The 24,543-nt window shown below is 62.0% G+C and carries 18 protein-coding genes and 1 tRNA gene; 13 read left to right on the top strand and 6 right to left on the bottom strand.

Features of this window, described 5'->3' with window-relative positions:
* Window positions 1-190 precede the first annotated feature (190 nt).
* The 4 genes from metH to I5R65_RS15760 all read left to right on the top strand — a co-directional run bounded on the left by metH (window position 191) and on the right by I5R65_RS15760 (window position 6,579).
* A complete protein-coding gene (gene metH, locus I5R65_RS15775) occupies window positions 191-3,934 on the top strand; it encodes a methionine synthase (RefSeq protein WP_180668555.1) in 3,744 nt (1,247 codons plus the stop codon).
* Window positions 3,935-4,040: 106 nt separating this feature from the next.
* Window positions 4,041-4,325 carry a WGR domain-containing protein gene (locus tag I5R65_RS15770; protein ID WP_180668554.1) on the top strand — a complete coding sequence of 95 codons (285 nt, stop codon included), beginning with the start codon at window positions 4,041-4,043 and terminating at the stop codon, window positions 4,323-4,325.
* A 209-nt stretch (window positions 4,326-4,534) separates the two neighbouring features.
* Entirely contained in the window at window positions 4,535-5,785 is a 1,251-nt protein-coding gene (locus I5R65_RS15765) for an MFS transporter (RefSeq protein ID WP_180668553.1), read from the top strand.
* Window positions 5,786-5,889: 104 nt separating this feature from the next.
* A complete protein-coding gene (locus I5R65_RS15760) occupies window positions 5,890-6,579 on the top strand; it encodes a MarC family protein (RefSeq protein WP_180668552.1) in 690 nt (229 codons plus the stop codon).
* Window positions 6,580-6,615: 36 nt separating this feature from the next.
* Here the strand turns inward: I5R65_RS15760 and I5R65_RS15755 are convergent, their stop codons facing one another.
* From I5R65_RS15755 to I5R65_RS15740, 4 genes are all read right to left on the bottom strand, one after another.
* Window positions 6,616-7,269 carry an LON peptidase substrate-binding domain-containing protein gene (locus I5R65_RS15755; RefSeq protein WP_180668551.1) on the bottom strand — a complete coding sequence of 218 codons (654 nt, stop codon included), beginning with the start codon at window positions 7,267-7,269 and terminating at the stop codon, window positions 6,616-6,618.
* Between the two features lie 22 nt (window positions 7,270-7,291).
* Window positions 7,292-8,821 (bottom strand): SpoVR family protein, encoded by a 1,530-nt coding sequence (locus I5R65_RS15750; RefSeq protein ID WP_180668550.1) that lies wholly within the window; start codon window positions 8,819-8,821, stop codon window positions 7,292-7,294.
* Window positions 8,818-10,086: a YeaH/YhbH family protein gene (locus I5R65_RS15745; RefSeq protein WP_180668549.1), complete on the bottom strand. Its 1,269-nt coding sequence runs from the start codon at window positions 10,084-10,086 to the stop codon at window positions 8,818-8,820. Before I5R65_RS15745 ends, I5R65_RS15750 begins: the two co-directional genes overlap by 4 nt.
* A 107-nt stretch (window positions 10,087-10,193) precedes the next feature.
* Window positions 10,194-12,116 carry a PrkA family serine protein kinase gene (locus I5R65_RS15740; protein WP_102662788.1) on the bottom strand — a complete coding sequence of 641 codons (1,923 nt, stop codon included), beginning with the start codon at window positions 12,114-12,116 and terminating at the stop codon, window positions 10,194-10,196.
* A 1,181-nt stretch (window positions 12,117-13,297) separates the two neighbouring features.
* On the opposite strand from I5R65_RS15740, the gene rpmH reads away from it, so the two are divergent.
* From rpmH to I5R65_RS15705, 7 genes are all read left to right on the top strand, one after another.
* Window positions 13,298-13,435: a 50S ribosomal protein L34 gene (gene rpmH / locus I5R65_RS15735; protein ID WP_006461360.1), complete on the top strand. Its 138-nt coding sequence runs from the start codon at window positions 13,298-13,300 to the stop codon at window positions 13,433-13,435.
* Window positions 13,436-13,461: 26 nt separating this feature from the next.
* A complete protein-coding gene (gene rnpA / locus I5R65_RS15730; protein ID WP_180668548.1) occupies window positions 13,462-13,875 on the top strand; it encodes a ribonuclease P protein component in 414 nt (137 codons plus the stop codon).
* A gap of 6 nt (window positions 13,876-13,881) precedes the next feature.
* Entirely contained in the window at window positions 13,882-14,223 is a 342-nt protein-coding gene (gene yidD, locus I5R65_RS15725) for a membrane protein insertion efficiency factor YidD (protein WP_180668547.1), read from the top strand.
* A 16-nt stretch (window positions 14,224-14,239) separates the two neighbouring features.
* Entirely contained in the window at window positions 14,240-15,955 is a 1,716-nt protein-coding gene (gene yidC, locus I5R65_RS15720) for a membrane protein insertase YidC (protein ID WP_180668546.1), read from the top strand.
* 153 nt (window positions 15,956-16,108) lie between these two features.
* Window positions 16,109-17,509, top strand: coding sequence for a tRNA uridine-5-carboxymethylaminomethyl(34) synthesis GTPase MnmE (gene mnmE / locus I5R65_RS15715; RefSeq protein WP_180668545.1), 1,401 nt, complete (start codon window positions 16,109-16,111; stop codon window positions 17,507-17,509).
* A 328-nt stretch (window positions 17,510-17,837) separates the two neighbouring features.
* The gene (locus tag I5R65_RS15710; RefSeq protein ID WP_102662791.1) at window positions 17,838-18,431 is read left to right on the top strand and encodes a nitroreductase family protein; all 594 of its coding nucleotides are present in this window, start codon (window positions 17,838-17,840) and stop codon (window positions 18,429-18,431) included.
* Window positions 18,432-18,541: 110 nt separating this feature from the next.
* A tRNA-Asp gene (locus I5R65_RS15705) sits at window positions 18,542-18,618 on the top strand.
* Window positions 18,619-18,847: 229 nt separating this feature from the next.
* Here I5R65_RS15705 and I5R65_RS15700 read toward each other — a convergent pair.
* The gene (locus I5R65_RS15700) at window positions 18,848-19,765 is read right to left on the bottom strand and encodes a LysR substrate-binding domain-containing protein (protein WP_180668544.1); all 918 of its coding nucleotides are present in this window, start codon (window positions 19,763-19,765) and stop codon (window positions 18,848-18,850) included.
* Between the two features lie 172 nt (window positions 19,766-19,937).
* Between I5R65_RS15700 and I5R65_RS15695 the strand changes: the two genes are divergently transcribed.
* Entirely contained in the window at window positions 19,938-20,750 is an 813-nt protein-coding gene (locus I5R65_RS15695; protein WP_180668543.1) for a class II aldolase/adducin family protein, read from the top strand.
* Between the two features lie 68 nt (window positions 20,751-20,818).
* Window positions 20,819-22,132, top strand: a complete 1,314-nt coding sequence (locus I5R65_RS15690; protein WP_180668542.1) for an MFS transporter — start codon at window positions 20,819-20,821, stop codon at window positions 22,130-22,132.
* Between the two features lie 97 nt (window positions 22,133-22,229).
* Here I5R65_RS15690 and fusA read toward each other — a convergent pair whose 3' ends face one another.
* Complete coding sequence (gene fusA, locus I5R65_RS15685; protein WP_180668541.1) at window positions 22,230-24,335, bottom strand: elongation factor G; 2,106 nt, start codon at window positions 24,333-24,335, stop codon at window positions 22,230-22,232.
* Window positions 24,336-24,543 lie beyond the last annotated feature (208 nt).

Raw genomic sequence — 24,543 nt, 5'->3', positions numbered from 1 at the left:
AAGCAAATCCAGCCGCAAAGGCCGGCCGGCGCGGGGTGGTAGGGCGCTTTCGCGTATAATCTGGCTCTCATTTTTGCCTGTAAAACCGGTCGGTCCACGGTCGGTCCAGACCGGTTTTTTTGTCCCGCCAAAGCGTGGACAGTCCCGCAGACAGGCCCGCATTGTTGCCGCAACCAGAGAAAAACGCCAGATGAAGCCGAACGAACTGTGCCAGACCGAATTGCTGCTGCGCGACCTGATGTCGCAGCGCATCCTCATCCTCGATGGTGCCATGGGCACCATGATCCAGCGCTACAAGCTGACCGAAGAGGATTATCGTGGCCAGCGTTTTGCCGACTTCAGCGTTCCCGGCAAGGAGATGTTCGTCAAGGGCAATAATGAGCTGCTCTCGCTGACCCAGCCGCACATCATCCAGGAAATCCACGAGCAATACCTGGCTGCCGGCGCCGACCTGATCGAGACCAATACCTTCGGCGCCACCAGTGTGGCCCAGGACGATTACCACATGGCCCATCTGGTCTACGAGATGAACGTGGAATCGGCCCGCCTGGCCCGCGCCGCCTGCGACAAGTATTCCACCCCGGACAAGCCGCGCTTCGTGGCCGGCGCCCTTGGCCCCACGCCCAAGACCGCCTCGATCTCGCCGGACGTCAATGACCCCGCCGCGCGTAACGTGACTTTCAATCAACTGGTGACCGCGTACCTGGAACAGACGCGCGCGCTGGTCGAAGGCGGCGCCGACGTGCTGCTGGTCGAGACCATCTTCGACACCCTGAACTGCAAGGCTGCGCTGTTCGCCATCGATACCTTCTTCGAGGAAAGCGGCAAGCGCCTGCCCATCATGATCTCCGGTACCGTTACCGACGCGTCCGGCCGCATCCTGTCGGGCCAGACCGTGACCGCCTTCTGGAATTCCATCCGTCATGCGCGCCCGCTGACCGTGGGCCTGAACTGCGCGCTGGGCGCAGCGCTCATGCGTCCCTATGCGGAAGAACTGTCGCGCATCGCCGATACCTTCGTCTGCATCTACCCCAATGCCGGCCTGCCCAATCCGATGAGCGATACCGGCTTCGACGAGACGCCCGATGTCACCTCGGCGCTGTTGAAGGAATTCGCCGAGAGCGGCTTCGTCAACGTCGCCGGCGGCTGCTGCGGTACCACGCCGCCGCACATCAAGGCCATTGCCGAGACGGTCGCCACCATCGCCCCGCGCAAGCTGCCTGAAGTCACCCACGAGATGCGCCTGTCGGGCCTGGAGCCCTTCACCATCAATGACGAATCGCTCTATGTGAACGTCGGTGAGCGCACCAACGTGACCGGCTCCAAGGCCTTCGCCCGCCTGATCCTCAACGAACAATACGACGAAGCCCTGGCCGTGGCGCGCCAGCAGGTCGAGAACGGCGCACAGATCATCGACATCAACATGGACGAGGCGATGCTGGACTCGGTCGCCGCCATGACGCGCTTCCTGAACCTGATCGCGTCGGAACCGGACATCGCCCGCGTGCCCATCATGATCGACTCCTCCAAGTGGGAAGTCATCGAGGCCGGCCTGAAGTGCGTGCAGGGCAAGTCCATCGTCAACTCCATCTCGATGAAGGAGGGCGAAGAGAAATTCCTGCGCGAAGCCAAGCTGTGCCGTCGTTACGGCGCGGCCGTGATCGTCATGGCCTTCGACGAAGTGGGCCAGGCCGATACCTTCGCGCGCAAGACCGAGATCTGCGAGCGCGCCTATCGCCTGCTGGTGGACAAGCTGGATTTCCCGCCCGAAGACATCATCTTTGACCCCAACATCTTCGCGGTCGCAACAGGTATCGAAGAGCACAACAACTACGCGGTCGACTTCATCGAAGCCACCCGCTGGATCCACGAGAACCTGCCCTACGCCAAGATCAGTGGCGGCGTCTCCAACGTCTCCTTCAGCTTCCGTGGCAATGACCCGGCGCGTGAGGCGATCCACACCGTGTTCCTGTATCACGCCATCAAGGCCGGCATGACCATGGGCATCGTCAACGCCGGCATGATCGGCGTCTATGACGACCTGCCGGCCGAGCTGCGCGAGCGTGTCGAGGACGTGGTGCTGAACCGCCGCGACGACGCCACCGAGCGCATGATCGAATACGCCGCCAACCTGAAGGCCGGCGACAAGAAGGAAGAAGCCACCCTGGAATGGCGCAGCGAACCGGTTGCCAAGCGCCTCTCGCATGCGCTGGTACACGGCATCACGCAATGGATCGTGGAAGATACCGAAGAGGCGCGCCAGCAGATCGCCGCCGACGGTGGTCGCCCCATCCACGTCATCGAAGGTCCGCTGATGAATGGCATGAACGTGGTCGGTGACCTGTTCGGCCAGGGCAAGATGTTCCTGCCGCAGGTGGTCAAGTCGGCCCGCGTGATGAAGCAGGCCGTGGCGCACCTGATCCCCTTCATCGAAGAGGAAAAGCGCCAGCTCGAGATCACCACCGGCGAGGTCGCCAAGGCCAAGGGCAAGATCGTGATTGCCACCGTCAAGGGCGACGTCCACGACATCGGCAAGAACATCGTCACCGTGGTCCTCCAGTGCAACAACTTCGAGGTGGTCAACATGGGCGTGATGGTGCCCTGCGCCGAGATCCTGGCCAAGGCCAAGGAAGAGAAGGCCGACATCATCGGCCTGTCCGGCCTGATCACGCCCTCGCTGGAAGAGATGGCCTACGTCGCCAAGGAAATGCAGCGCGACCCGTATTTCGCCGGCATCAAGATGCCGCTCATGATCGGCGGCGCCACCACCTCGCGCGCCCATACCGCCGTCAAGATCGCACCGAACTATCAAGGTCCGGTGGTCTATGTGCCGGACGCCTCGCGTGCCGTGTCGGTGGCGCAGTCGCTGCTGGCCGACGAGCAGAAGAGCCAGTACGTCACCGAGCTCAACGCCGACTACGAGCGCATCCGCGAGCAGCACGCCAGCAAGAAGGCCGCGCCCATGCTGTCGCTGGCGGCCGCCCGCACCAACAAGACGCGGCTGGAATTTGCCCCGGTCAAGCCCAAGTTCATCGGTCGTCGCCTGTTCAAGAATGTCGACCTGGCTCTGCTGGCCAACTACATCGACTGGGGCCCTTTCTTCCAGACCTGGGACCTGGCCGGACCTTACCCCGCCATCCTCACCGATGAGGTCGTGGGCGAAGCTGCCACCAAGGTCTTCGAAGAAGCCCAGGCCATGCTGAAGAAGATCATCGATGGCCGCTGGCTCACCGCCAATGGCGTCATTTCGCTGTTGCCGGCCAATACCGTCAACGACGACGACATCGAGATCTACACCGACGACAGCCGCAGCCAGGTCGCCTTCACCTACTACGGCCTGCGTCAGCAGACCGAGAAGCCGGTGGTCGATGGCGTGGCGCGTCCCAACCAGTGCCTGTCGGACTTCATCGCGCCCAAGGATTCGGGCGTGCAGGATTACATCGGCTTGTTCGCCGTCACCGCCGGCCTGGGTATCGAAAAGTACGAGAAGCGCTTCGAGGATGCGCATGACGATTACTCCTCCATCATGCTCAAGGCCCTGGCCGACCGCCTGGCCGAGGCCTTCGCCGAATACCTGCACGAACGCGTGCGCAAGGACCTGTGGGGCTATGCCGCCGACGAGCAGTTGAGCAGCACCGACCTGATCAAGGAAAAATACCTCGGCATCCGCCCCGCACCGGGCTATCCGGCCTGCCCGGAGCACACCGTCAAGGCTGACGCTTTCCGCACCATGCAGTGTGACGAGATCGGCATGCAGTTGACCGAGTCCTATGCCATGTTCCCCGGTGCCTCGGTCTCGGGTTTCTACTTCGCTCACCCGCAGTCGAAGTACTTCGTGGTCGGCAAGATCGGCGCCGACCAGGTCGAGGACATGGCCCGCCGTCGCCAGGTGTCCAGGGACGAGCTGGAACGCTGGCTCGCGCCCAACCTGTAAGTCCCCCATGCCCGGCCTGCGCGCCGGGCAGTTTTTCCTGTGGCTTGTATTCGGCCGCCGTCCTGCTATCATCCACGCCCGCCGTTCCGTAGCCCTTGCTTTAGCCATGATCGATTCCGCTGACCACGTCACCCATGCACTGCCCGTGACCGTGGCCACGCGCCTGCACTTCTCGGACGGCAAGTCGCGCGCCATCTTCACGGTGGACCTGGTGCAGGACCTCCTGGGCGACTGGGTGCTCACGCAGGCGTGGGACGGTGCCGAGGGCCGCAGCGCGGTGCGCCGCGTGGTGGTCGACGGCCACGAGCAGGGCCTGCAGATGCTGCAGAAAATCGCCCGCCACAAGGAGCGCCTGGGCTTTCGCCAGGTCCATCTGTATCACGTCGGCTGATTACGTCGGCTGATTACGTCGGCTGATCAAGTCGTCTCGCCTCGCCGGCGGCAGGCGCTCATCTGCAAGCCGGCGCGACCCATGTTAGGCTAGTCGGCCTGCACCAGCCAGGTGCAATCCGTCAGCGGCAGATAAGACATCAGAAACGCCGCTGAAGAAAACAAGACCCGATCGATATAAAGATATAAAAATTAGTCCGGAGACCGACTGTGCCACCCTCATTGCCCCCAGAGTCCGCAGCTGCCGACCGTCATCAGGTCGATTCCTCCTATGCCGTGATACGTCTGTGCATCACCATGGTCTTGATGGTCGTGGGCGCCAGCGGCATGTACGTGATGGCGGTGGTGCTGCCGGCAGTGCAGACCCATTTCCAGGTGGATCGCGGCCTGGCCTCCATGCCCTACACGCTGACCATGCTCGGCGTGGGCGTAGGTGGCCTGCTGATGGGTCGCATGGCCGACCGCTCCGGCATCATGCGCCCCTTGCTGCTGGGCGGCGTCTGCCTGGGCGGGGGCTTCATCGCCGCGGCATTGGCGCCCAATATCTGGTTCTTCATGGCGGCGCACTGTGTGCTGATCGGCCTGCTGGGCACGGCCTGTACCTTTTCCCCGCTGGTGGCCGACACGTCGTTGTGGTTCCGCAAGCGGCGCGGCATCGCCGTGGCGGTCTGCGCCAGCGGCAACTACCTGGGCGGCGCGATCTGGCCGCCCATCGTCCAGCATTTCGTCGACAGCGTCGGTTGGCAGCAGACCTATATCGGCCTGGGCATCACCTGTACGCTGACCATGTGCTCGCTGGCCCTGCTCATGCGCGCCCGTCCTCCCGCGCAGGAAAGTGGCGCGACCAGCGCTCGCCTGGGCGGCGGACCGCGTCCCTTCGGCCTCTCGCCCGGTGCGGCGCAGTTGCTGCTGTGCGTGGCCGGCGTGGCCTGTTGCGTGGCCATGGCCATGCCCCAGGTGCACATCGTGGCCTACTGCGGCGATCTCGGTTACGGCCCGGCACGTGGCGCCCAGATGCTGTCGTTGATGCTGGCCTGCGGCGTGATCAGCCGTCTGGTCTCGGGGGCCATCTGTGACCGCATCGGCGGCCTGCGCACCCTGTTGCTGGGTTCCATGCTGCAGGGCCTGTCGCTGCTGCTGTTCATCCCCTTCGACAGCCTGGCCTCGCTGTACATCATCTCGGCCCTGTTCGGCCTGTTCCAGGGCGGCATCGTGCCTTCCTACGCCATCATCGTGCGCGAATACTTCCCGGCGGCCGAAGCCGGCCAGCGGGTGGGGGCGGTCATCATGGCGACCATGTTCGGCATGGCCCTGGGTGGCTGGATGTCGGGGACGATCTTCGACCTGACCGGCTCCTATCACGCTGCCTTCGCCAATGGCATCGGCTGGAACCTGCTCAACCTGGGTATCGCAATCCTGCTGCTGACCCGTGCGCGCGGCATGCGCTTGCGGGCGGCCTGAGGACGAACAGCGGGCACACAGCGCGGTCGTAGTTGGCAGCGTAGCGGCTTTCAGCTACGCTGCCGGGTCAACCGATCAATGCATCTCCGAGCACCCATTCCGCCATGTTCATCCTCTTCCTCAAGGCCGTGGTCCTGATCCCGATCACGCTGCTGCCCATCCTCAACCCGCTGGGCATTGCTCCGGTGTTCGCCAACCTGCTGGGCAACGTCAGCCGCAGCACCGAAAAGCGTATCGCACGCCAGGTTGCCATCAATTGCTGGTTCATGCTCGTGGCGGCGATCTTCATCGGCTCGCATGTGCTGACCTTCTTCGGCATCTCGCTACCCATCGTGCGCGTGGGAGGTGGTCTGCTGGTGGCTGTATCAGGCTGGAGGCTGTTGAACGACAACAGCCAGGACAGTTCGATTCCGAACCAGGTCGCCAAGACCTATGACGAAGACCTGCCCGATGACGAGATCAAGGCCCGCAGTTTCTACCCGATGAGCTTCCCGCTCACCGTCGGTCCGGGCACCATCGCCGCCTCCATCACGCTGGGTGCCAATACGCCCACGCGCTTGCTGGATTGGGTGATTTCGGTGGGCAGCGCCGCCCTCGGTGCGGCCTTGACCGCGCTGGTGATCTTCCTCTGCTACAACTATGCGCACAAGCTGGTGGTGCTGATGGGGCGCCTGGGCACCATGGTGGTGCTGCGCCTGTCGGCCTTCATCCTGTTGTGTATCGGCATCCAGATCTTCTGGTCGGGGATGTCGGCGCTGCTGGCCGAGGCGGGTATCAGCGGCGTGGCGCCGTGAAATGTTCAGGCCCTCCAGTCTTGACGACGGTGCGGCCTATTTCAGCCAGCCCAGTTCATCCAGCGCATCCTGTACCAGCTCCAGGCGGAGTACGGGGTTGTCCAGCGCCAGCAGGCTCTGCTTGAGTTCCACGGTGATGGGCATCATCTCGGCCCAGCGGTTGGCGACCCAGCCGCAGTCGTCCAGCCGGTAAGGCGCGGCGATCGGCACCTCACTTTCCGGCAGGCCCTGGCGCAGCACCGACTGCAACAGATTGTCCAGCGCCTGCACGGTATTGCCCAGTTCGTCGGGGATCTTCACGGCGCGATCGGCTTCCATCATTTCCACCTGCGCCGTCCACAGGCCATGCTTCTGCTGCTCGGCCTGCAGGATGCGGAAGCGCTCGTCACCCAGGCAGGCAACGCGCATCAGGCCGGGGGAAGGTGTGCTCCATTCCTTGATGTGCGCCATCGTGCCCACGCCAACGAAACGCTCGCTCTGTCCCGGACGACGCACCTCGGAGCCTGCCGTCAGGGCCACCACGCCAAAGCCACTGCCTTCGGCGATGCACTTGCCGATCATGTCCAGATAGCGCACCTCGAAGATCTGCAGCGGCAGGCGTCCTTCCGGAAAGAGCGTGCTGGCCAGCGGAAACAGTGGAATGGTCCGGGCCGAGATCGGCGGGCGCGGGGTCGCGGGGGCAGCGGGCATCATCACTCCGGATGGCGATCAGTCATGAGCGCAGAGCATACCTGTTCTCGGCCACGCATTCATAGCGCTGCACGATGTAGCCATTGTCATCCACGCTTTCCAGGTAGACGTCGAACTGCCACAGCCGCGCCATGTGCCGCAGCACCTCGTTGGTGCTGTCGCCCAGTGACCGGCCGTCGCTGCGGAAGTGGCGCAGCGTCAGACTGCGATTGCCGCGCGTGTTGACCGACCAGACCTGGATGTTGGGCTCGCGGTGGTTGATGTCGTACTGCCGCGAGAGTGCCTGACGCACGTACTGGAAGCCGCGCTCGTTGTGGATGGCCGAGACCTCGATCTCGCTGCGCGCCTCATCGTCCAGGACGGCGAACATGCGCATGTCGCGCATGAGCTTGGGCGAGAGGTACTGGGCAATGAAGCTCTCATCCTTGTAGTTGCGCATCACGTATTGCAGGGTATCGAGCCAGTTGCTGCCGGCGATTTCGGGGAACCACTCGCGGTCTTCGTCGCTCGGATGCTCGCAGATGCGGCGGATGTCGCTCATCATCGAGAAGCCCAGGGCATAGGGATTGATGCCGTTGTAATAGGGTTTGGTGATGGGCGGCTGGAACACCACATTGCTGTGCGAATGCAGGAATTCCATCATGAAGCCATCGGTGAGGCGGCCCTGGTCGTAGAGCGTATTCAACAGCGTGTAATGCCAGAAGGTGGCCCAGCCTTCGTTCATCACCTGGGTCTGGCGCTGCGGATAGAAATACTGGCCGACCTTGCGCACGATGCGGATCACCTCGCGTTCCCAGGGCTCCAGCAGCGGCGCATTCTTTTCGGCGAAGTAGAGCAGGTTTTCCTGGGGCTCGGAGGGGAAGCGCCCCTCGACGGCGGCGGCGGCGGTTTCCTTCTTCGCCGGCAGGGTGCGCCAGAGCTCGTTGACCTGCGACTGCATGTAGGCCTCGCGCTCGCGCTGGCGGGCCTTTTCCTGCGCCAGCGACAGTCGTTGCGGACGCTTGTAGCGGTCCACGCCGTAGTTCATCAGGGCATGGCAGGAGTCCAGCAGTTCCTCGACCCGCTCGAAACCATGCCGTTCTTCGCACTCGGCGATGTAATTGCGTGCATACACCAGATAATCGATGATGGCGCTGGCATCGGTCCACAACTGGAACAGGTAGTTGCCCTTGAAGAAGGAGTTGTGACCATAGGCCGCGTGGGCGATGACCAGGGCCTGCATGGTCATCGTGTTCTCTTCCATCAGATAGGCGATGCAGGGATCGGAGTTGATCACGATCTCGTAGGCCAGCCCCATCTGGCCGCGCTTGTAATCGCGCTCGGTCAGCATGAAGTGCTTGCCGTAGGACCAGTGGCGATAGTTGACCGGCATGCCATGCGAGGCATAGGCATCCATCATCTGCTCGGCCGTGATGATCTCCAGCTGGATCGGATAGATGTCGAGCTGGTAGTCCTTGGCCACCCGCGCGATTTCCTCGTTGTAGCGTTCGATGAGCTGGAAGTCCCAGTCCGAGGGGCAGGGCAGCGGATCATGCTTGAAGCGGCTGTTCATGCGTGCACCTGTTTTTCAAAGAGTTCGCGGAAGACCGGATAGATCTCGGCAGCCGACTGCACCTTCTTCATGGCGAAGTGCGGGTGCGACTCGATCAGTTGCAGATATTCGGTCCACAGGTTCTGTTCCGGCTCGGCCACCTGGATGTAGGCGAAGTAGCGGGTCAGCGGCAGGATGGCGGACTCCAGCAGTTCACGGCATTTTGGCGAATCGTCGTTCCAGTTGTCGCCATCCGAGGCTTGCGCGCCGTAGATGTTCCATTCGCTGGGCGAGTAGCGCTTGGTGATGATCTCGTGCATCAGTTCCAGGGCGCTGGAGACCACCGTGCCGCCGCTTTCCTGCGAGTGGAAGAAGGTGTTTTCATCGACCTCGTCGGCGCGTGTATGGTGGCGGATGAAGACCACTTCGATGTGCTCGTAGTTACGCGTCAGGAACAGGTAGAGCAGGATGAAGAAGCGCTTGGACAGGTCCTTGCGCTGTTCATCCATCGAGCCCGATACGTCCATCACGCAGAACATCACGGCGCGGCTGGAAGGTTGCGGTTGACGCACCCGGTTCACATAGCGCAGGTCGAAGGGGTCGATGAAGGGGATGCGCAGGATGCGGGCGCGCAAATGCTTCACTTCCTCTTCCAGCAACTGGATGTCGGCGCTGTGCTCCTCGGGTTTGCGCTTCATCTCGGCCAGCGTTTCCTCGGCCACCTCGAGCTGGCGCTGCAAGGGCCCACCCAGGGCGATGCGGCGGCCCAGCGAAGAGCGCAGCGAGCGCACCACGTCGATGTTGTTGGGCGATCCATCGACCGAATAACCGGCGCGCTGGTTCTTCCAGTTGGGCACCTGCAGCAGGTTGGTTTCCACCAGGCGCGGCAGTTCCAGGTCCTCGAAGAAGTAATGCATGAATTCTTCGCGGGTCAGTTCGAAGGTGAAATCGTCCTGGCCTTCACCATCGTTGCTGGCGCTGCTGCCGCCACCGCCGCCACTGCCACCGTTCTGGCGCGGGATGCGGTCACCTTGCAGGTAATCCTGGTTGCCCGGATGTACGGCCTCGCGCTTGCCCCCCTTGCCGTGATGGAAGAAGGGTTCGGTGACATCCTTGCGCGGGATGCTGATGCTCTTGGATTTTTCGAGGTCGGTGATGCTGCGGTCGCGCACGGCGTCCGCGACCGAACGTTGGATATGCCCCTTGAAGCGCCGCAGGAAGCGCTCCCGGTTGGCGATGCTCTTGTTCTTGCCAGCCAGCCTGCGGTCGATGATCTGATGCAGCACTCGGTTCTCCTGCTAGTGGTCGGCGGGCCGCACAGGGTGGCACGCGCCGAAGGGTCGCAGCGGGCATCGCCCTGACGGTCGGGCAGGACGATGCGCGACTGCGGCGCTTACGAGGACTTGCGCACGCGCAGGTACCATTCGCACAGCAGGCGCACCTGCTTGGGCGTATAGCCCTTGCTGACCATGCGATTGACGAAGTCTTCGTGTTTCTGCATTTCCTCGGTGGAGCCCTTGGCATTGAAGGAGATCACCGGCAGCAGGTCTTCGGTGTTGGAGAACATCTTCTTCTCGATCACCACACGCAGCTTTTCGTAGCTGGTCCACAGCGGATTCTTGCCACCGTTGTTGACCCGCGCGCGCAGTACGAAGTTGACGATCTCGTTGCGGAAGTCCTTGGGATTGCTGATGCCGGCCGGCTTCTCGATCTTTTCCAGTTCCGCATTCAGGGCGGCGCGGTCGAAGCTCTCGCCGGTGTCGTGATCGCGGTATTCCTGGTCCTGGATCCAGAAGTCGGCGTAGGTCACGTATCGATCGAAGACGTTCTGACCATATTCCGAGTACGACTCCAGGTAGGCGGTCTGGATTTCCTTGCCGATGAATTCGGCATAGCGCGAGGCCAGCGTGTCCTTCACGAAGGAGAGGTATTTCTGCTCGGCTTCCTGCGGGAACTGTTCACGCTCGATCTGCTGTTCCAGCACATACATCAGGTGCACCGGATTGGCCGCGACCTCGGTGGTATCGAAGTTGAACACCCGCGACAGAATCTTGAAGGCGAAGCGGGTGGAAATGCCGTTCATGCCCTCGTCGACGCCGGCATAGTCGCGGTACTCCTGATAGGACTTGGCCTTGGGGTCGGTGTCCTTCAGGTTCTCGCCGTCATAGACCTGCATCTTGGAGAAGAGGCTGGAGTTTTCCGGCTCCTTGAGCCGCGTGAGCACCGAGAACTGCGCCATCATCTTCAGCGTGCCGGGGGCGCAGGTGGCCTTGCCCAGCGAGGAGCTGCGGATCAGTTTTTCGTAGATCTTGATTTCTTCGGACACACGCAGGCAATACGGCACCTTGACGATGAAGATGCGGTCCAGCAGCGCTTCGTTGTTCTTGTTGTTGCGGAAGGCCTTCCATTCCGATTCGTTGGAGTGGGCCAGGATGACGCCATCGAAGGGAATCGCGCCGAAGCCTTCAGTGCCCTTGAAGTTGCCTTCCTGGGTTGCCGTCAGCAGCGGGTGCAGCACCTTGATGGGCGCCTTGAACATTTCCACGAATTCCAGCAGACCCTGGTTGGACAGGCACAGCCCGCCCGAGTAGCTGTAGGCGTCGGCGTCGTCCTGCGAATACTGCTCCAGCTTGCGGATGTCGACCTTGCCCACCAGCGTCGAGATGTCCTGGTTGTTTTCATCACCCGGCTCGGTCTTGGAAATACCGATCTGGCGCAGGATCGACGGGTAGCGCTTGACCACGCGGAACTGGCGGATATCGCCGTTGTACTCGTGCAGGCGCTTGACGGCCCAGGGACTCAGGATGGGTTTGAGGTAGCGGCGCGGGATGCCGTATTGCTCCTCGAGGATGGCGCCGTCCTCGTCGTAGTCGAACAGGCCCAGCGGCGATTCATTGACCGGCGAACCCTTGATGGAATAGAAAGGCACCTGTTCCATCAGCTGCTTGAGACGTTCGGCGATGGAGGACTTGCCGCCGCCCACCGGACCCAGCAGGTAGAGAATCTGCTTCTTCTCTTCCAGCCCCTGGGCGGCATGGCGGAAATAGGAAACCACTTGCTCGATCACTTCTTCCGCGCCGTAGAACTCCTTGAAGGCGGGGTAGACCTTGATGACCTTGTTGGCGAAGATGCGCGAGAGGCGCGGATCTTCCCGGGTATCGACCTTCTCCGGTTCGCCGATGGCCATCAGCATCCGTTCGGCAGCCGATGCATAGACTGCCGGGTCGTTCTTGCAAAGATTCAGATACTCTTCAAGCGATAATTCTTCTTCTCTGGTCTTGTCGAACCGGCTTGCAAAGCTGCTGTAGATATCCATACCACCTCCGTCGCTCTCAAAAAAGTACGAAACAGATTCATATGTCTGGACTTGCCATCTGCGGTTATCGAAGAACGCGTCGGTGACTCGGGAAAGCGTCATTGCCGGTGTGTTCTTTGAAAGCCGTAGCATCCACAGCGTGATGCGAAGATCTTTTCACTTCTGGTTTTTATTCTAGTCCTTTTTTTGCTTCCTCTTTGCTTCCAGGTAGTGATCCATTGTGTCCGGCATGGTTCATCTGATGCGCAGATTTTCTGAAGTGTCGCTAGCCGTCGCCATGAACCATCCCTCTTGATCGCACCAATCCCATCGCGCCGCTTGCGAAGAAATCTTCTGCCCGTGCTCTTTCAATGTGCGGATTGCTGCAGCGGTTGACCTCACGGTGCGCTATTTTCGCGCAGCGCGCCATCATAAAAACCCTGATGGCCGACGGGACAAAACCGGCAGACAATGTCCGCCTGGTCAGGTTGGCAGGCGCTTCGCCTGTGTTTGTCGTCTCCTGGCTCCGGTGCGGATCGCACACTGATGACTACCCCATGTCCCTTATAGCTGGAATCGTGCCAGCCCGGTATGACTTATTTCTACCCGCCGCGTGGAGGCGCTCTCTTTTTTGTAACGATGGCGCCCGGTTGCGGCGGTTGTTGCTGATCTGCCTCATCCCATGGCGTCAATCGACGTCGCAATGAAATGCTTTAGATGATTTTCGTCCGGTTCAACTGCCGGACGCGGCACCGGCCTGATCCGGTGATGGCACTGTGGCGAGTGCAATGGGCGGGTAGGGATTCATGTTGATCAGGCAACTTATTTCCGACTCTTCGTCCAGGCGAGGCAAATCTGCCACGATCCTGTCGCAAACTCGGCCGTTGGTGGCTGTCCGGGGCCTGGAAATCGCATAAGTCATTGACAGCTAAGTGGAAAATGCAGTCTAATTCAGGGTTCACCATCTGAAGAATTGCGCGCGGTGCCGACGCAGTGCTGTTTCAGTTGCCCGCCGGTCGATTACCCAGGTAAGCCAACCGGGTGGTGGCAGAGGCCAACAAATGGTGTCAGCGATGCAGGGGCTGCCGGCTTACATGGCGGCAGGGCATCGGTGATGCGGAACAGGCACACCGAAAGCGGTTCCAGAATTCCGATTTATTTTTGCTGTTTGCTCCAAGGCAGCCCAACTTAGCGAGTCCAACATGAAACGTACTTACCAACCTTCCGTCGTGCGTCGCAAGCGTACCCATGGTTTCCGTGCCCGTATGGCAACCCGTGGCGGCCGTGCCGTGATCAACGCCCGTCGCGCCAAGGGCCGCAAGCGTCTGGCTGCAGTTTAAGCCAGAGCATTGCGCTGCCGTTTCGAGTGACGGACGTCCGCTCACCGCTTCCAGCACGTCAAGCAGGCGACTTCCCACGCGATCGGCGAATCGTTAAAACGGATGAGTTTTCATCCGTTTTTCGTTTGCGCCCCGTGTATCGCACCGAGCACTTCGTGTTGTATGCGCGCCGTAACAGCCTGCCGCAGGCTCGCCTGGGCGTGGTTGCGGCCAAGCGGCTCGCGCCGCGCGCGGTGACCCGCAATACGATCAAGCGCGCCACACGCGAGCTGTTCCGCCAAGCTGAACTGCCCGCCGTGGATTGCATCGTGCGCCTGTCGCGCCCGGTCAATGCGCGCAAGGATCCAGCCCGCAGCGCCGGCGTCAAGGCGATGCTGCGGGCCGAGTTGCTGCAGTTGTTTGCTTTCTTGCCGAACGCGCCGGCATTTGCCAGGAAATAGGAAGTCATGAAAACGCCTTTGCTCCTGCTGTTACGTGCCTACAAGCTGGGAGTGAGCCCGTTCCTGGGGCAGAATTGCCGTTTCTATCCCAGCTGTTCCGACTATGCTGCCGAGGCGGTGCGCGTGCATGGCGCGCTCAAGGGCAGCCTGCTGGCCGGCAAGCGCCTGTGCAAGTGCCATCCCTGGCATCCCGGTGGACTGGATTTCGTGCCGGGCTCGGCCGAGGCGCGGGCGCATGCGATGAGCCAGTCTTCCACGTCTTCTCCCGATTTTCCGAATACTTCGTCGCAGCCCCAGGCTGCGCGGGTTTCTCCCCCTGTGGCCGCTGACGGTTGCAGCCACTCCTGAACTCATCAATACGCATATGGATATCAAACGTACCGTCCTGTGGGTTGTATTCTCCTTCTCCCTGCTGTTGCTCTGGGATGGCTGGATGCGCCATAACGGACATCAGTCGATGTTCTTCCCGTCGGCCAACCCGACTCAGGAGCAAGCCGCCGCCAATCCGGCCGCACCCACCGCCAGCCCGACCGGTTCGCCCGTCCCGCAGACCGGCACACCGGCTCCGACCGCTGCCGGTACGCCTGGCGCGGTGCCGGGCGCTGACGGCAGCGCCGTCGCGACCAAGGGCGAAACCATCACCATCACGACCGATCTGGTGAAGGCCAGCATCGATACCGTCGGCGGCGAGTTGAAGCGCCTGGAATTGCTCAAGCAGCCGGACGTGGTCGATCCGACCAAGAACGTGGTGCTCTTCGATTCCGAGCCGGGTCATATGTACCTGGCCGAGTCGGGCCTCATCGGCGGTCCCTTCCCCAACCACAAGACCATCTTCACCGCCCAGCCGGGTCCGCGTACGCTGGACAACGGCAACGAAGTGCAATTGGTGCTGGTGGCCGACCAGGGTGGCGTGAAGCTGACCAAGACCTATACCTTCAAGCGCGACAGCTACCTGATCGATGTCAAGCACACGGTGACCAACACCACCGCCGCGGCCATCAATCCCTCGCTGTACCTGCAACTGGTGCGTGACGGCAACAAGCCTGGCGGCGAATCGCACTTCTACAGCACCTTTACCGGTCCGGCGGTCTATAGCGATACCGAACATTTCGAGAAGCTGGACTTCGAAAAGATCGCCAACGGCAAGCAGCAGCACGTCAACAAGGCCGACAACGGCTGGATCGCGATGGTGCAGCACTACTTCGTCTCGGCCTTCATCCCGCCCGAGAAGGCCCAGCGCGACGTCTTCAGCAAGAAGGTCGGCGACAACCTGTACGCGGTCGGTTCCATCCTGCCGCTGGGTACCGTGGCGCCCAACGCCAGCGTGACCATGGACAGCCAGCTGTACTCCGGCCCCACCATCTCCAAGACCCTGCAGGCGATTGCACCGGGCCTGGATCTGGTGCGTGACTATGGCCACCTGACCGTGATCGCCGAGCCCATCTTCTGGCTGATGACGCATATCCACAACCTGGTCGGCAACTGGGGCTGGACCATCATCCTGCTGACCGTGCTGATCAAGCTGGTGTTCTTCCCGCTGTCGGCCGCCAGCTATCGCAGCATGGCCAAGATGAAGGCGGTCTCGCCGAAGATGCAGGCCATCCGCGAACGCCACAAGGGTGATCCGCAGGCCACGAACCGCGAGATGATGGCGCTCTACAAGACCGAGAAGATCAACCCCTTGGGCGGCTGCCTGCCCATCGTGATCCAGATTCCGGTGTTCATCTCGCTGTACTCGGTGTTGCTGGCGTCGGTGGAAATGCGCGGCGCGCCGTGGCTGGGCTGGGTGCATGACCTGACCGCCCCGGACCGCCTGTTCGGCACCATCCCCTACTTCAACATGCCGATCGGCCTGCTGCCCATCATCATGGCTGCTTCGATGTTCCTGCAGACCAAGCTGAACCCGACCCCGCCGGATCCGGTCCAGGCCAAGGTGATGATGTTCATGCCGCTGGTGTTCTCGTTCATGTTCTTCTTCTTCCCGTCCGGCCTGGTGCTGTACTGGGTGACCAACAACGTCCTGTCGATCGCGCAGCAATGGGTGATCACCCGCAATATCGAGAGCGGCAAGACCAAGTAAAGCTGGTTCCTGCAGCCCATCAAAGGAAAAACCCGTGGATTCCACGGGTTTTTTTTCGGTCTCACGCGCCCGTCGGGTTTAACATTGTCTTTACCGCTGGCCCGAAGGGGGGGATACAGCGTGTTTTGATCACACAACAACAAGTAGACGCAGATGACTTTCGATTCTTCTCCCATTGCCGCCATCGCCACCGCTCCCGGACGCGGCGGCATCGGCGTGGTCCGCATTTCCGGCAAGAACCTGGCACCGGTGATCCGCGCCGTATGCGGACGCGACAGCCTGGCTCCGCGCCACGCCACCTATCTGCCTTTCCTCAACGAGGATGGCAGCGCCATCGACCAGGGCCTGGCGATCCATTTCCCGGGCCCGCATTCCTACACCGGCGAAGACGTGCTCGAACTGCAGGGCCATGGCGGCCCGGTGGTGATGCAGATGCTGCTGGCACGCTGCGTCCAGGCTGGCGCCGAGATCGGCCTGCGCCTGGCCGAGCCGGGTGAATTCACCCAGCGCGCCTTCCTCAACGACAAGATCGACCTGGCCCAGGCCGAGGCCGTGGCCGACCTGATCGAAGCCACCACCGAGGCGGCCGCCAAGTCGGCCTCGGAGTCGCTCTCCGGCGCTTTTTCCAAGGTGATCCACGAGCTGGTCGACCAGGTCACGCGCTTGCGCATGCTGGTGGAGGCGACACTGGACTTCCCCGAGGAAGAAATCGACTTCCTCAAGCAGAGCGATGCGCGTGGTCAACTGGCCACCATCCGCAGCACGCTGGAAGATGTCTTCCGCCATGCCGCGCAGGGCGCCCTGCTGCGCGACGGCCTCAACGCCGTGCTGGCGGGCAAGCCCAACGTCGGGAAATCCTCGCTGCTTAACGTCCTGGCCGGCTCGGACGTGGCCATCGTTACCCCCATCGCCGGCACTACCCGCGACAAGGTCACCCAGACCATCCAGATCGAAGGCATGCCGCTGAACATCATCGACACCGCCGGCATCCGCGAGGCTGGCGCCGATGGCAGCGGCCCCGACGAGGTCGAACGCATCGGCATCGAACGCACCTGGGCCGAGGTGGCCAAGGCCGACGTCATCCTGCACATGCTGGATGCTGATCGGGGACCGACGCTGGAAGATGAAAAGATCACCGCCCGTTTTCCCGAGGGCGTGCCGATCATCCGCATCTGGAACAAGATCGATCGCTCCGGGCACAAGCCGGCAGTGGACCAGATGCCCGACGCCACCCATGTCTACCTGTCGGCAGCCGAAGGGCAGGGCGTGGAACTGTTGCGCGGCGAACTGTTGCGCATTGCCGGTTGGCAGCAGACCGTGGAATCGCGCTACCTGGCACGTGAGCGCCATCTGCTGGCCTTGAAGGCGGCAGATGAGCACCTGGCCCAGGCAGCGGCCCATGCGGCGCTGGACAACGAGGCCGGCGAGCATGCGCTGGACCTGTTCGCCGAAGAACTGCGGCTGGCGCAGGAGCGCCTGTCCAGCATCACCGGCAAGTTCACGCCGGATGACCTGCTGGGGGTGATCTTCTCGCGTTTCTGTATCGGCAAGTAGGTGAGGGTACGGGGAAGTTGAAGGTCGAACGACACATACATTCCTGACAGTTTCCCGACAGTCCACTGCAGAATTGCAACGGATGTTACAGCGTGTAAAAAGCTTGGAGGTGGGGAGAGAGCATCGTTATTCTGAAGTTCCTCCCCCTCCAATTCATCACCCCTGAGAATTGGATTTAACCCGCCGCCGCAAGGTGCGCGGGTTTTTTTATGGCTCAAGCAGTCGCGCATCGCTGGTTTCCTTTGCTGCTCTGCACGAAAAAGGTGGCGCTGCTAATATGCCTGCTGCCTGAATTCATCCCTCAAAAACAACTTCACAGGAAAAGAGCATGTCCGCCAATCCGCGTAACGCCGACTACCCCATCGATCCGCAATTCCTGAACCGCTGGTCGCCCCGCGCCTACAACGGTGCCGAGATTTCCGAAGAGACCGTACTGACCTTCCTGGAAGCCGCCCGCTGGGCGCCTTCCGCCTACAATGCCCAGCCCTGGCGCTTCGTCTACGCCCGTCGCGGCACCCCTGCATGGGACAGCCTGCTGGGCCTGTTGAACGAATTCAACCGCGCCTGGTGCGCCAACGCCTCGGTCCTGATCGTGGTGCTCTCGCGTACCGTCATGCTGCCCCCGGGCGCGACCGAAGTCGTCCCGGCCCCGACCCACTCCTTCGACACCGGCTCGGCCTGGGGCTACCTGGCCCTGCAAGCCTCGCTGTCCGGCTGGCACGCCCACGGCATGGCCGGTTTTGACAAGGACAAGGCCCGCACTGAACTGAACGTACCGGCGGAATTCTCGGTGGAAGCCATGGTCGTCATCGGCAAGCTGGGCGACAAGTCCGTCCTGCCCGAAGGCCTGCAGGCCCGCGAAGTCCCGAGCCCGCGTGAACCGCTGTCGAAGCTGGCGTTTGAAGGCAAGTTCAAGGCCTGAGGCCTCGCCGTAAAATATTTCGCAATTTTAGGAATAGGGCCTAGCTTTTTAGAAAAAGCTCTCCTATAATAGCGTTCTTTCAGCAAGCAACGACAGCTGAAACGGTTTTAGGAGTGGTAGTTCAGTTGGTTAGAATACCGGCCTGTCACGCCGGGGGTCGCGGGTTCGAGCCCCGTCCGCTCCGCCAAATAAAACGCCTCGTTCGCAAGAACGGGGCGTTTTTGTTTTTGCGCAGCGAAAACCTGCGGAGTGGAGGGAGCCGCCTGCGCGGCTCCCGGCGGGGCGAGAAGGGAATCGCCTGCAAGCGATTCCGCGGCCTGCGCATGTGTAGGAGAGCCCCGTCCGCTCCGCCAAATAAAACGCCTCGTTCGCAAGAACGGGGCGTTTTTGCTTTTCGTGCAGCAGAAACAAGCGGACTAGTCGCGTTGCACGTGGTCCTCGCCGGGTTCACCCGCTGCCGCACGTACCCATTCCCTGAATGCCTTCACCGCCCGCATGCCGGCGTCTCCCCGGCGATAGCACAGGAAGTGCATTTCCTTGTGGATGGACTTGAAGACATTCTCGTCCAGCCGCACCAGGTCCCCGCGTGCCAGTTCGGTCTCGGCGAAGCGCGCCGTCTCCAGCGCCACGCCCAGGCCATCGACGGCGGCGGCTACCGCCAGCGAACCACGGTCGAAGGAGGGGTGGGCGCGCGGCGGCAGGCGTACGCCGTGCAGGTCGAACCAGTCCTTCCAGCGCACCGGATTGAGCTTGGATTCGATCAGGGTGAGTTCCAGCAGATCCAGCGGCCCCCGGATGGCATGACGCTGCAGCAGCGTCGGAGAGCACAGCGGTACGGTCGGCTCCACGCCCAGGGCTTCGACGAGGACGCCATCGCGGTGCGGTGGGGCGCCGTAGGCAATGTCGATATCGATGGCGGCGTCGCGCTGCAGGTCGATGGGTTCGGCACTGGTGGACATCTGCAGGGTGATCGCCGGATGCGCCTGCATGAACTGCCCCAGGCGCGGACTCAACCACTTGCTGGCAAAGCTGGGCGCGCAATGCACCGCCAGCACGGCCCGCTCATCGGCCTGGCGGAACACCGCGCAGGCGTCTTCGATCGCATCGAAGGCCGGGGAGAGCTTGCCCAGAAACAGCTGCCCCTGGAGGGTCAGCGTCACCCGCCGGGTCTGGCGGATGAACAACTCCTTGCCGCACCACTCCTCGAGCGAACGTACCTGGTGACTGATGGCCGAGGTGGTCAGGTGCAGCTCTTGTGCGGCCAGTGTGAAACTGCCCAGCCGGGCAGCCGCCTCGAAGGCACGTAGCGAGAAGAAGGAGGGCAGTTTGCGCATGGCGGATGGCTGGCAGGGTGGAGTGTGCAGCGGATCGGCCTATGGTTGAGCCGGATTCAACAATCGGTGAAAACAGGTCTTTTGTCAACGCGCGGGCGTACTGCCACCATGGCAGCCAGCCGTCAGGAAGACTACCTGCGCCCCTTCATTCCCGATAACAGGAGACCGCATCATGCTCGACACCGTCAAACGCACATCCGTCTATCAGCCCGAGCAACTGGGCCTGAGGTTCCCCGAGATTCCCGATTTCAAGAGCTTCGACGAGCAGCGTCTCTACCTCAAGAAGCGTCTGGTCGCGGCCTGCCGCGCCTTCGCCCAGCAAGGCTTCGACTATGGTTTCGCCGGCCACCTGACGGTGCGTGACCCGGAACGTCCCCACTTGTACTGGACCAATCCGATGGCCGTGCATTTCAATCAGGTGCGTATGTCCAACCTGATCCTGGTGGATCACGAAGGTCGCGTGATCGAGGGCGACTATGCTGTCAACCGCGCCGGTTTCGTGTTGCATGCGGCCGTGCACGAAGCGCATCCCGAGATCGTCGCCATGTGCCATGCCCATACCGAATACGGCACCGCCTTCTCCACGCTGGGCCAGCCGCTGTTGCCGATCAGTCAGGATGCCGCCGCCTTCTTCGAAGACCACGTGGTCATCGGCGACGAGGCCGGCCAGGTCGCCGTCGAGGTCAAGGCCGGGCATCGCGTGGCCAATGCCTTTGCCGGCGTGAAGGCGGCCATCCATCAGAACCACGGGCTGTTGACCGCCAGCCGCCACAGCATCGAATCGGCCGCCTTCTGGTTCATCGCCCTGGAACGATGCTGCAAACAGCAGTTGCTCATCGCCGCCAGCGGCCAGACGCCGCGCCTGGTGCCCGAAGACAAGGCCCGCTACAGCCGCGAGCACGTCGGGAGTGACTACATCGGCTGGTTACACTTCCAGCCCATCTACGACGACCTGGTGGCGACCCAGCCCGACATGTTCACCTGAGCCGGCAACAGCGGCCGAGCGCCCGCAGAGGCGGCCGGCCAGCAGTACCCCATCACAACGGAGACCCCATGACCACCACCATCGCCACCGGCCACGCCGGGTTTGCGCCGGCCGCCGAAGAGCGGCTCTATGCCAAAGTCACCTGGCGCCTGATTCCCTTCCTCTTCATCTGCTACGTGGTCGCCTATCTCGACCGCGTCAACGTCGGTTTCGCCAAGCTGCAGATGTTGAACGAACTGCAGTTTTCCGAGGCCGTGTACGGTCTGGGCGCCGGCATCTTCTTCCTCGGGTATTTCATCTTCGAAGTGCCCAGCAACCTGATGCTGCATCGCTTCGGCGCGCGTCGCTGGATTGCCCGCATCATGTTCAGCTGGGGCATCATCTCCGGCGCCATGATGTTCGTGCAGACACCGACGGTGTTTTACATCATGCGCTTCTTCCTGGGCGTGGCCGAGGCCGGCTTCTTCCCCGGCATCATCCTCTACCTGACCTACTGGTATCCCTCGGCCCGGCGCTCCAAGGTGACGTCGCTGTTCATGACCGGCATCCCCATGGCCGGTGTACTGGGCGGTCCGCTGTCGGGCTGGATCCTGGCGACCTTCGATGGTGCGCATGGCATGGCGGGATGGAAGTGGCTGTTCCTGATCGAAGCCTTGCCCTCGCTGATGCTGGGCGTGATGGTGCTCAAATACCTCGACGACGGCATCAACAAGGCTTCCTGGCTCAACGATGACGAGAAGCGCCTGTTGCAGGCCAATATCGACGCTGACGACGCCACGGTCAGCGAGCATTCGATGCTGGGTGGCTTCCGCCATCCGATGGTGTGGGTGCTGTCGGCGGCCTACTTCGGTTTCATCATGGGCCTGTATGGCATCGGCTTCTGGTTGCCGACGTTGATCAAGGCCTCCGGTGTGAGCAGCCCTGAGACCATCGGCTGGCTGGTCGCCATCCCCTACGCTGCCGCCACCCTGGCAATGATCTGGACCAGCACGCATTCCGATCGCACCGGTGAACGCCGCTGGCACGTGGCTCTGCCGGCCCTGGTGGGGATGGTCGGCCTGATCGCCAGTACCCTGCTGCCGCAGACGCCGCTGGTGGCCGTGGCCACGCTGACGGTGGCGACCATGGGCATCATTACCGGCCTGGCACAGTTCTGGTGTCTGCCGCCGGCCTTCCTGCGGGGTGCCGCTGCCGCCGCAGGGATCGCAGTCATCAATTCGGTGGGCAACCTGGCGGGCTTCGTCAGCCCCTTCATCGTCGGCTGGATCAAGGATGTCACGCACAGCACCAACAATGGCCTGTACGTGATTTCGGCCAGCCTGGTCGTGGCGGCGGCGATTGCCCTGTCGATGGCCAAGGAGAAGGTCAACCAGCCACGTTGACTGACCGTCTCTTAAAAATAAAGCCGGGACATCGCAAGATGCCCCGGCTTTGTGACTACCCGGCGTAGAACCCCGATTGCCTGCGCAGGCCAGGCAATCAGCCGCGGCCCTTGTTACCGGTCAACTGCTCCACCACCTGCCGTGGCGCCTCGGCATAGTGCTTGAACTCCATCGAGTAGGTGGCGCGACCCTGCGACAGCGAGCGCAGCGTGGTCGAGTAGCCGAACATCTCCGACAGGGGGACCTCGGCGCGCACCAGCTTGCCGCCGCCCACCATGTCCTCCATGCCCTGCACCATCCCGCGCCGCGAGGACAGGTCGCCCATCACGTTGCCCATGAATTCCTCGGGCGTTTCCACCTCGACCTGCATCATCGGCTCCAGCAGCATGGGACCGGCGCGCTTCATCGCTTCCTTGAAGGCCATCGAGCCGGCCATGCGGAAGGCGTTTTCGTTGGAGTCCACGTCGTGATACGACCCGAAGGTCAGCGTGGCCTTCACGTCCACCACCGGATACCCGGCCAGCACGCCTGCCTTGAGTGATTCCTGGATACCCTTGTCGACCGCCGGGATGAATTCACGCGGGACCACGCCACCCTTGATGGCATCGACGAATTCATAGCCCTTGCCGGCCGGTTGCGGCTCCAGCTTGATCACCACATGGCCGTACTGACCGCGTCCGCCGGATTGCTTGACGAACTTGCCTTCCACGTCTTCCACGCCCTTGCGGATCGCTTCGCGGTAAGCCACCTGCGGCTTGCCCACGGTGGCTTCGACGTTGAACTCGCGCTTCATCCGGTCCACCAGGATTTCCAGGTGCAGCTCGCCCATGCCCGACATGATGGTCTGGCCTGATTCCTCGTCGGTATGCACGCGGAAGGACGGGTCTTCCTGGGCCAGTCGGTTCAGGGCAATGCCCATCTTTTCCTGGTCGGCCTTGGTCTTCGGTTCCACCGCCTGCGAGATCACCGGTTCCGGGAAGATCATGCGTTCCAGAATGATGGGATGCTCCGGATCCGACAGCGTGTCACCGGTGGTCACGTCCTTCAGGCCCACGGCCGCCGCGATATCGCCGGCGAACACTTCCTTGATCTCCTTGCGCTCGTTGGCGTGCATCTGCAGGATGCGGCCCAGGCGTTCCTTCCTGCCCTTCAGCGGGTTGTAGACCGTGTCGCCGGAATTGATGATGCCGGAATACACGCGGAAGAAGGTCAGCTGTCCCACGAACGGGTCGGTCATGATCTTGAAAGCCAGGGCCGAGAACGGCTCTTCGTCCGACGGATGGCGCTCGATCTCGCTGTCGTCCTCGGCATGGCCGGCGATGGCCGGCACATCGATGGGCGAGGGCAGGTAGTCGATCACCGCATCCAGCATGGCCTGCACACCCTTGTTCTTGAAGGCGCTGCCGGCCAGCATCGGCACGATCTCGTTGGCCACTGTGCGCAGGCGCAGGCCGCGCTTGATGTCGTCCTCGGTCAGGGGCGTGCCGGAGAGGTATTTCTCCAGCAATTCCTCATTGGCCTCGGCGGCCTGCTCGACCATGCGGTCACGCCATTCGCGTGCCGTTTCTTCCAGCTCCAGCGGGATGTCTTCGTACTTGAACAGCACGCCCTGGCTGGCCTCGTCCCAGATGATGGCCTTCATCTTGACCAGGTCGATCACGCCCGAGAAGTGGTCTTCCGCGCCCACCGGAATCTGGATGGGGACGGCTTTGCCTTTCAGGCGTTCCTCGATCTGGCGCTGCACGCGGAAGAAGTCCGCACCGATGCGGTCCATCTTGTTGACGAAGGCGATGCGCGGCACCTTGTACTTGTTGGCCTGGCGCCAGACGGTCTCGGACTGCGGCTGCACGCCACCCACCGAGTCGTACACCATCACCGCGCCATCCAGCACACGCATGGAGCGCTCCACCTCGATGGTGAAGTCCACGTGGCCCGGGGTGTCGATGATGTTGATGCGATGCTCGGGATAATTGCCGGCCATGCCCTTCCAGAAGGCCGTGGTGGCGGCCGAGGTAATGGTGATGCCGCGTTCCTGCTCCTGCTCCATCCAGTCCATGGTGGCCGCACCGTTATGCACTTCGCCGATCTTGTGGTTCACACCCGTATAAAAAAGAATGCGCTCGGTGGTCGTGGTCTTGCCCGCGTCGATGTGGGCGCTGATACCGATGTTGCGGTAGTTTTCTATTCGGGTCTTGCGGCTCATGGCATGTCCTTTCGATGGGTGCCGATATGACTGATGTGGTGGGGAACCGGCCGTTGCCGACCACCAATTCCTGTTCGGTACACGCTTATTTATGTAACGAGCATTAGATAATAGAAACGACTGCGGGATTATTCAAGGGGTTTGCATTTATTTTTGTAACCTGAATTAAAATAAACTACACTGCCTGACGAGTCCATTACCGTTTGGG

It is taken from the genome of Herbaspirillum sp. AP02, from assembly GCF_015767275.1.
Taxonomy (GTDB): Bacteria; Pseudomonadota; Gammaproteobacteria; order Burkholderiales; family Burkholderiaceae_D; genus Herbaspirillum.
This window is presented reverse-complemented; position numbering and strand designations above follow the sequence as displayed.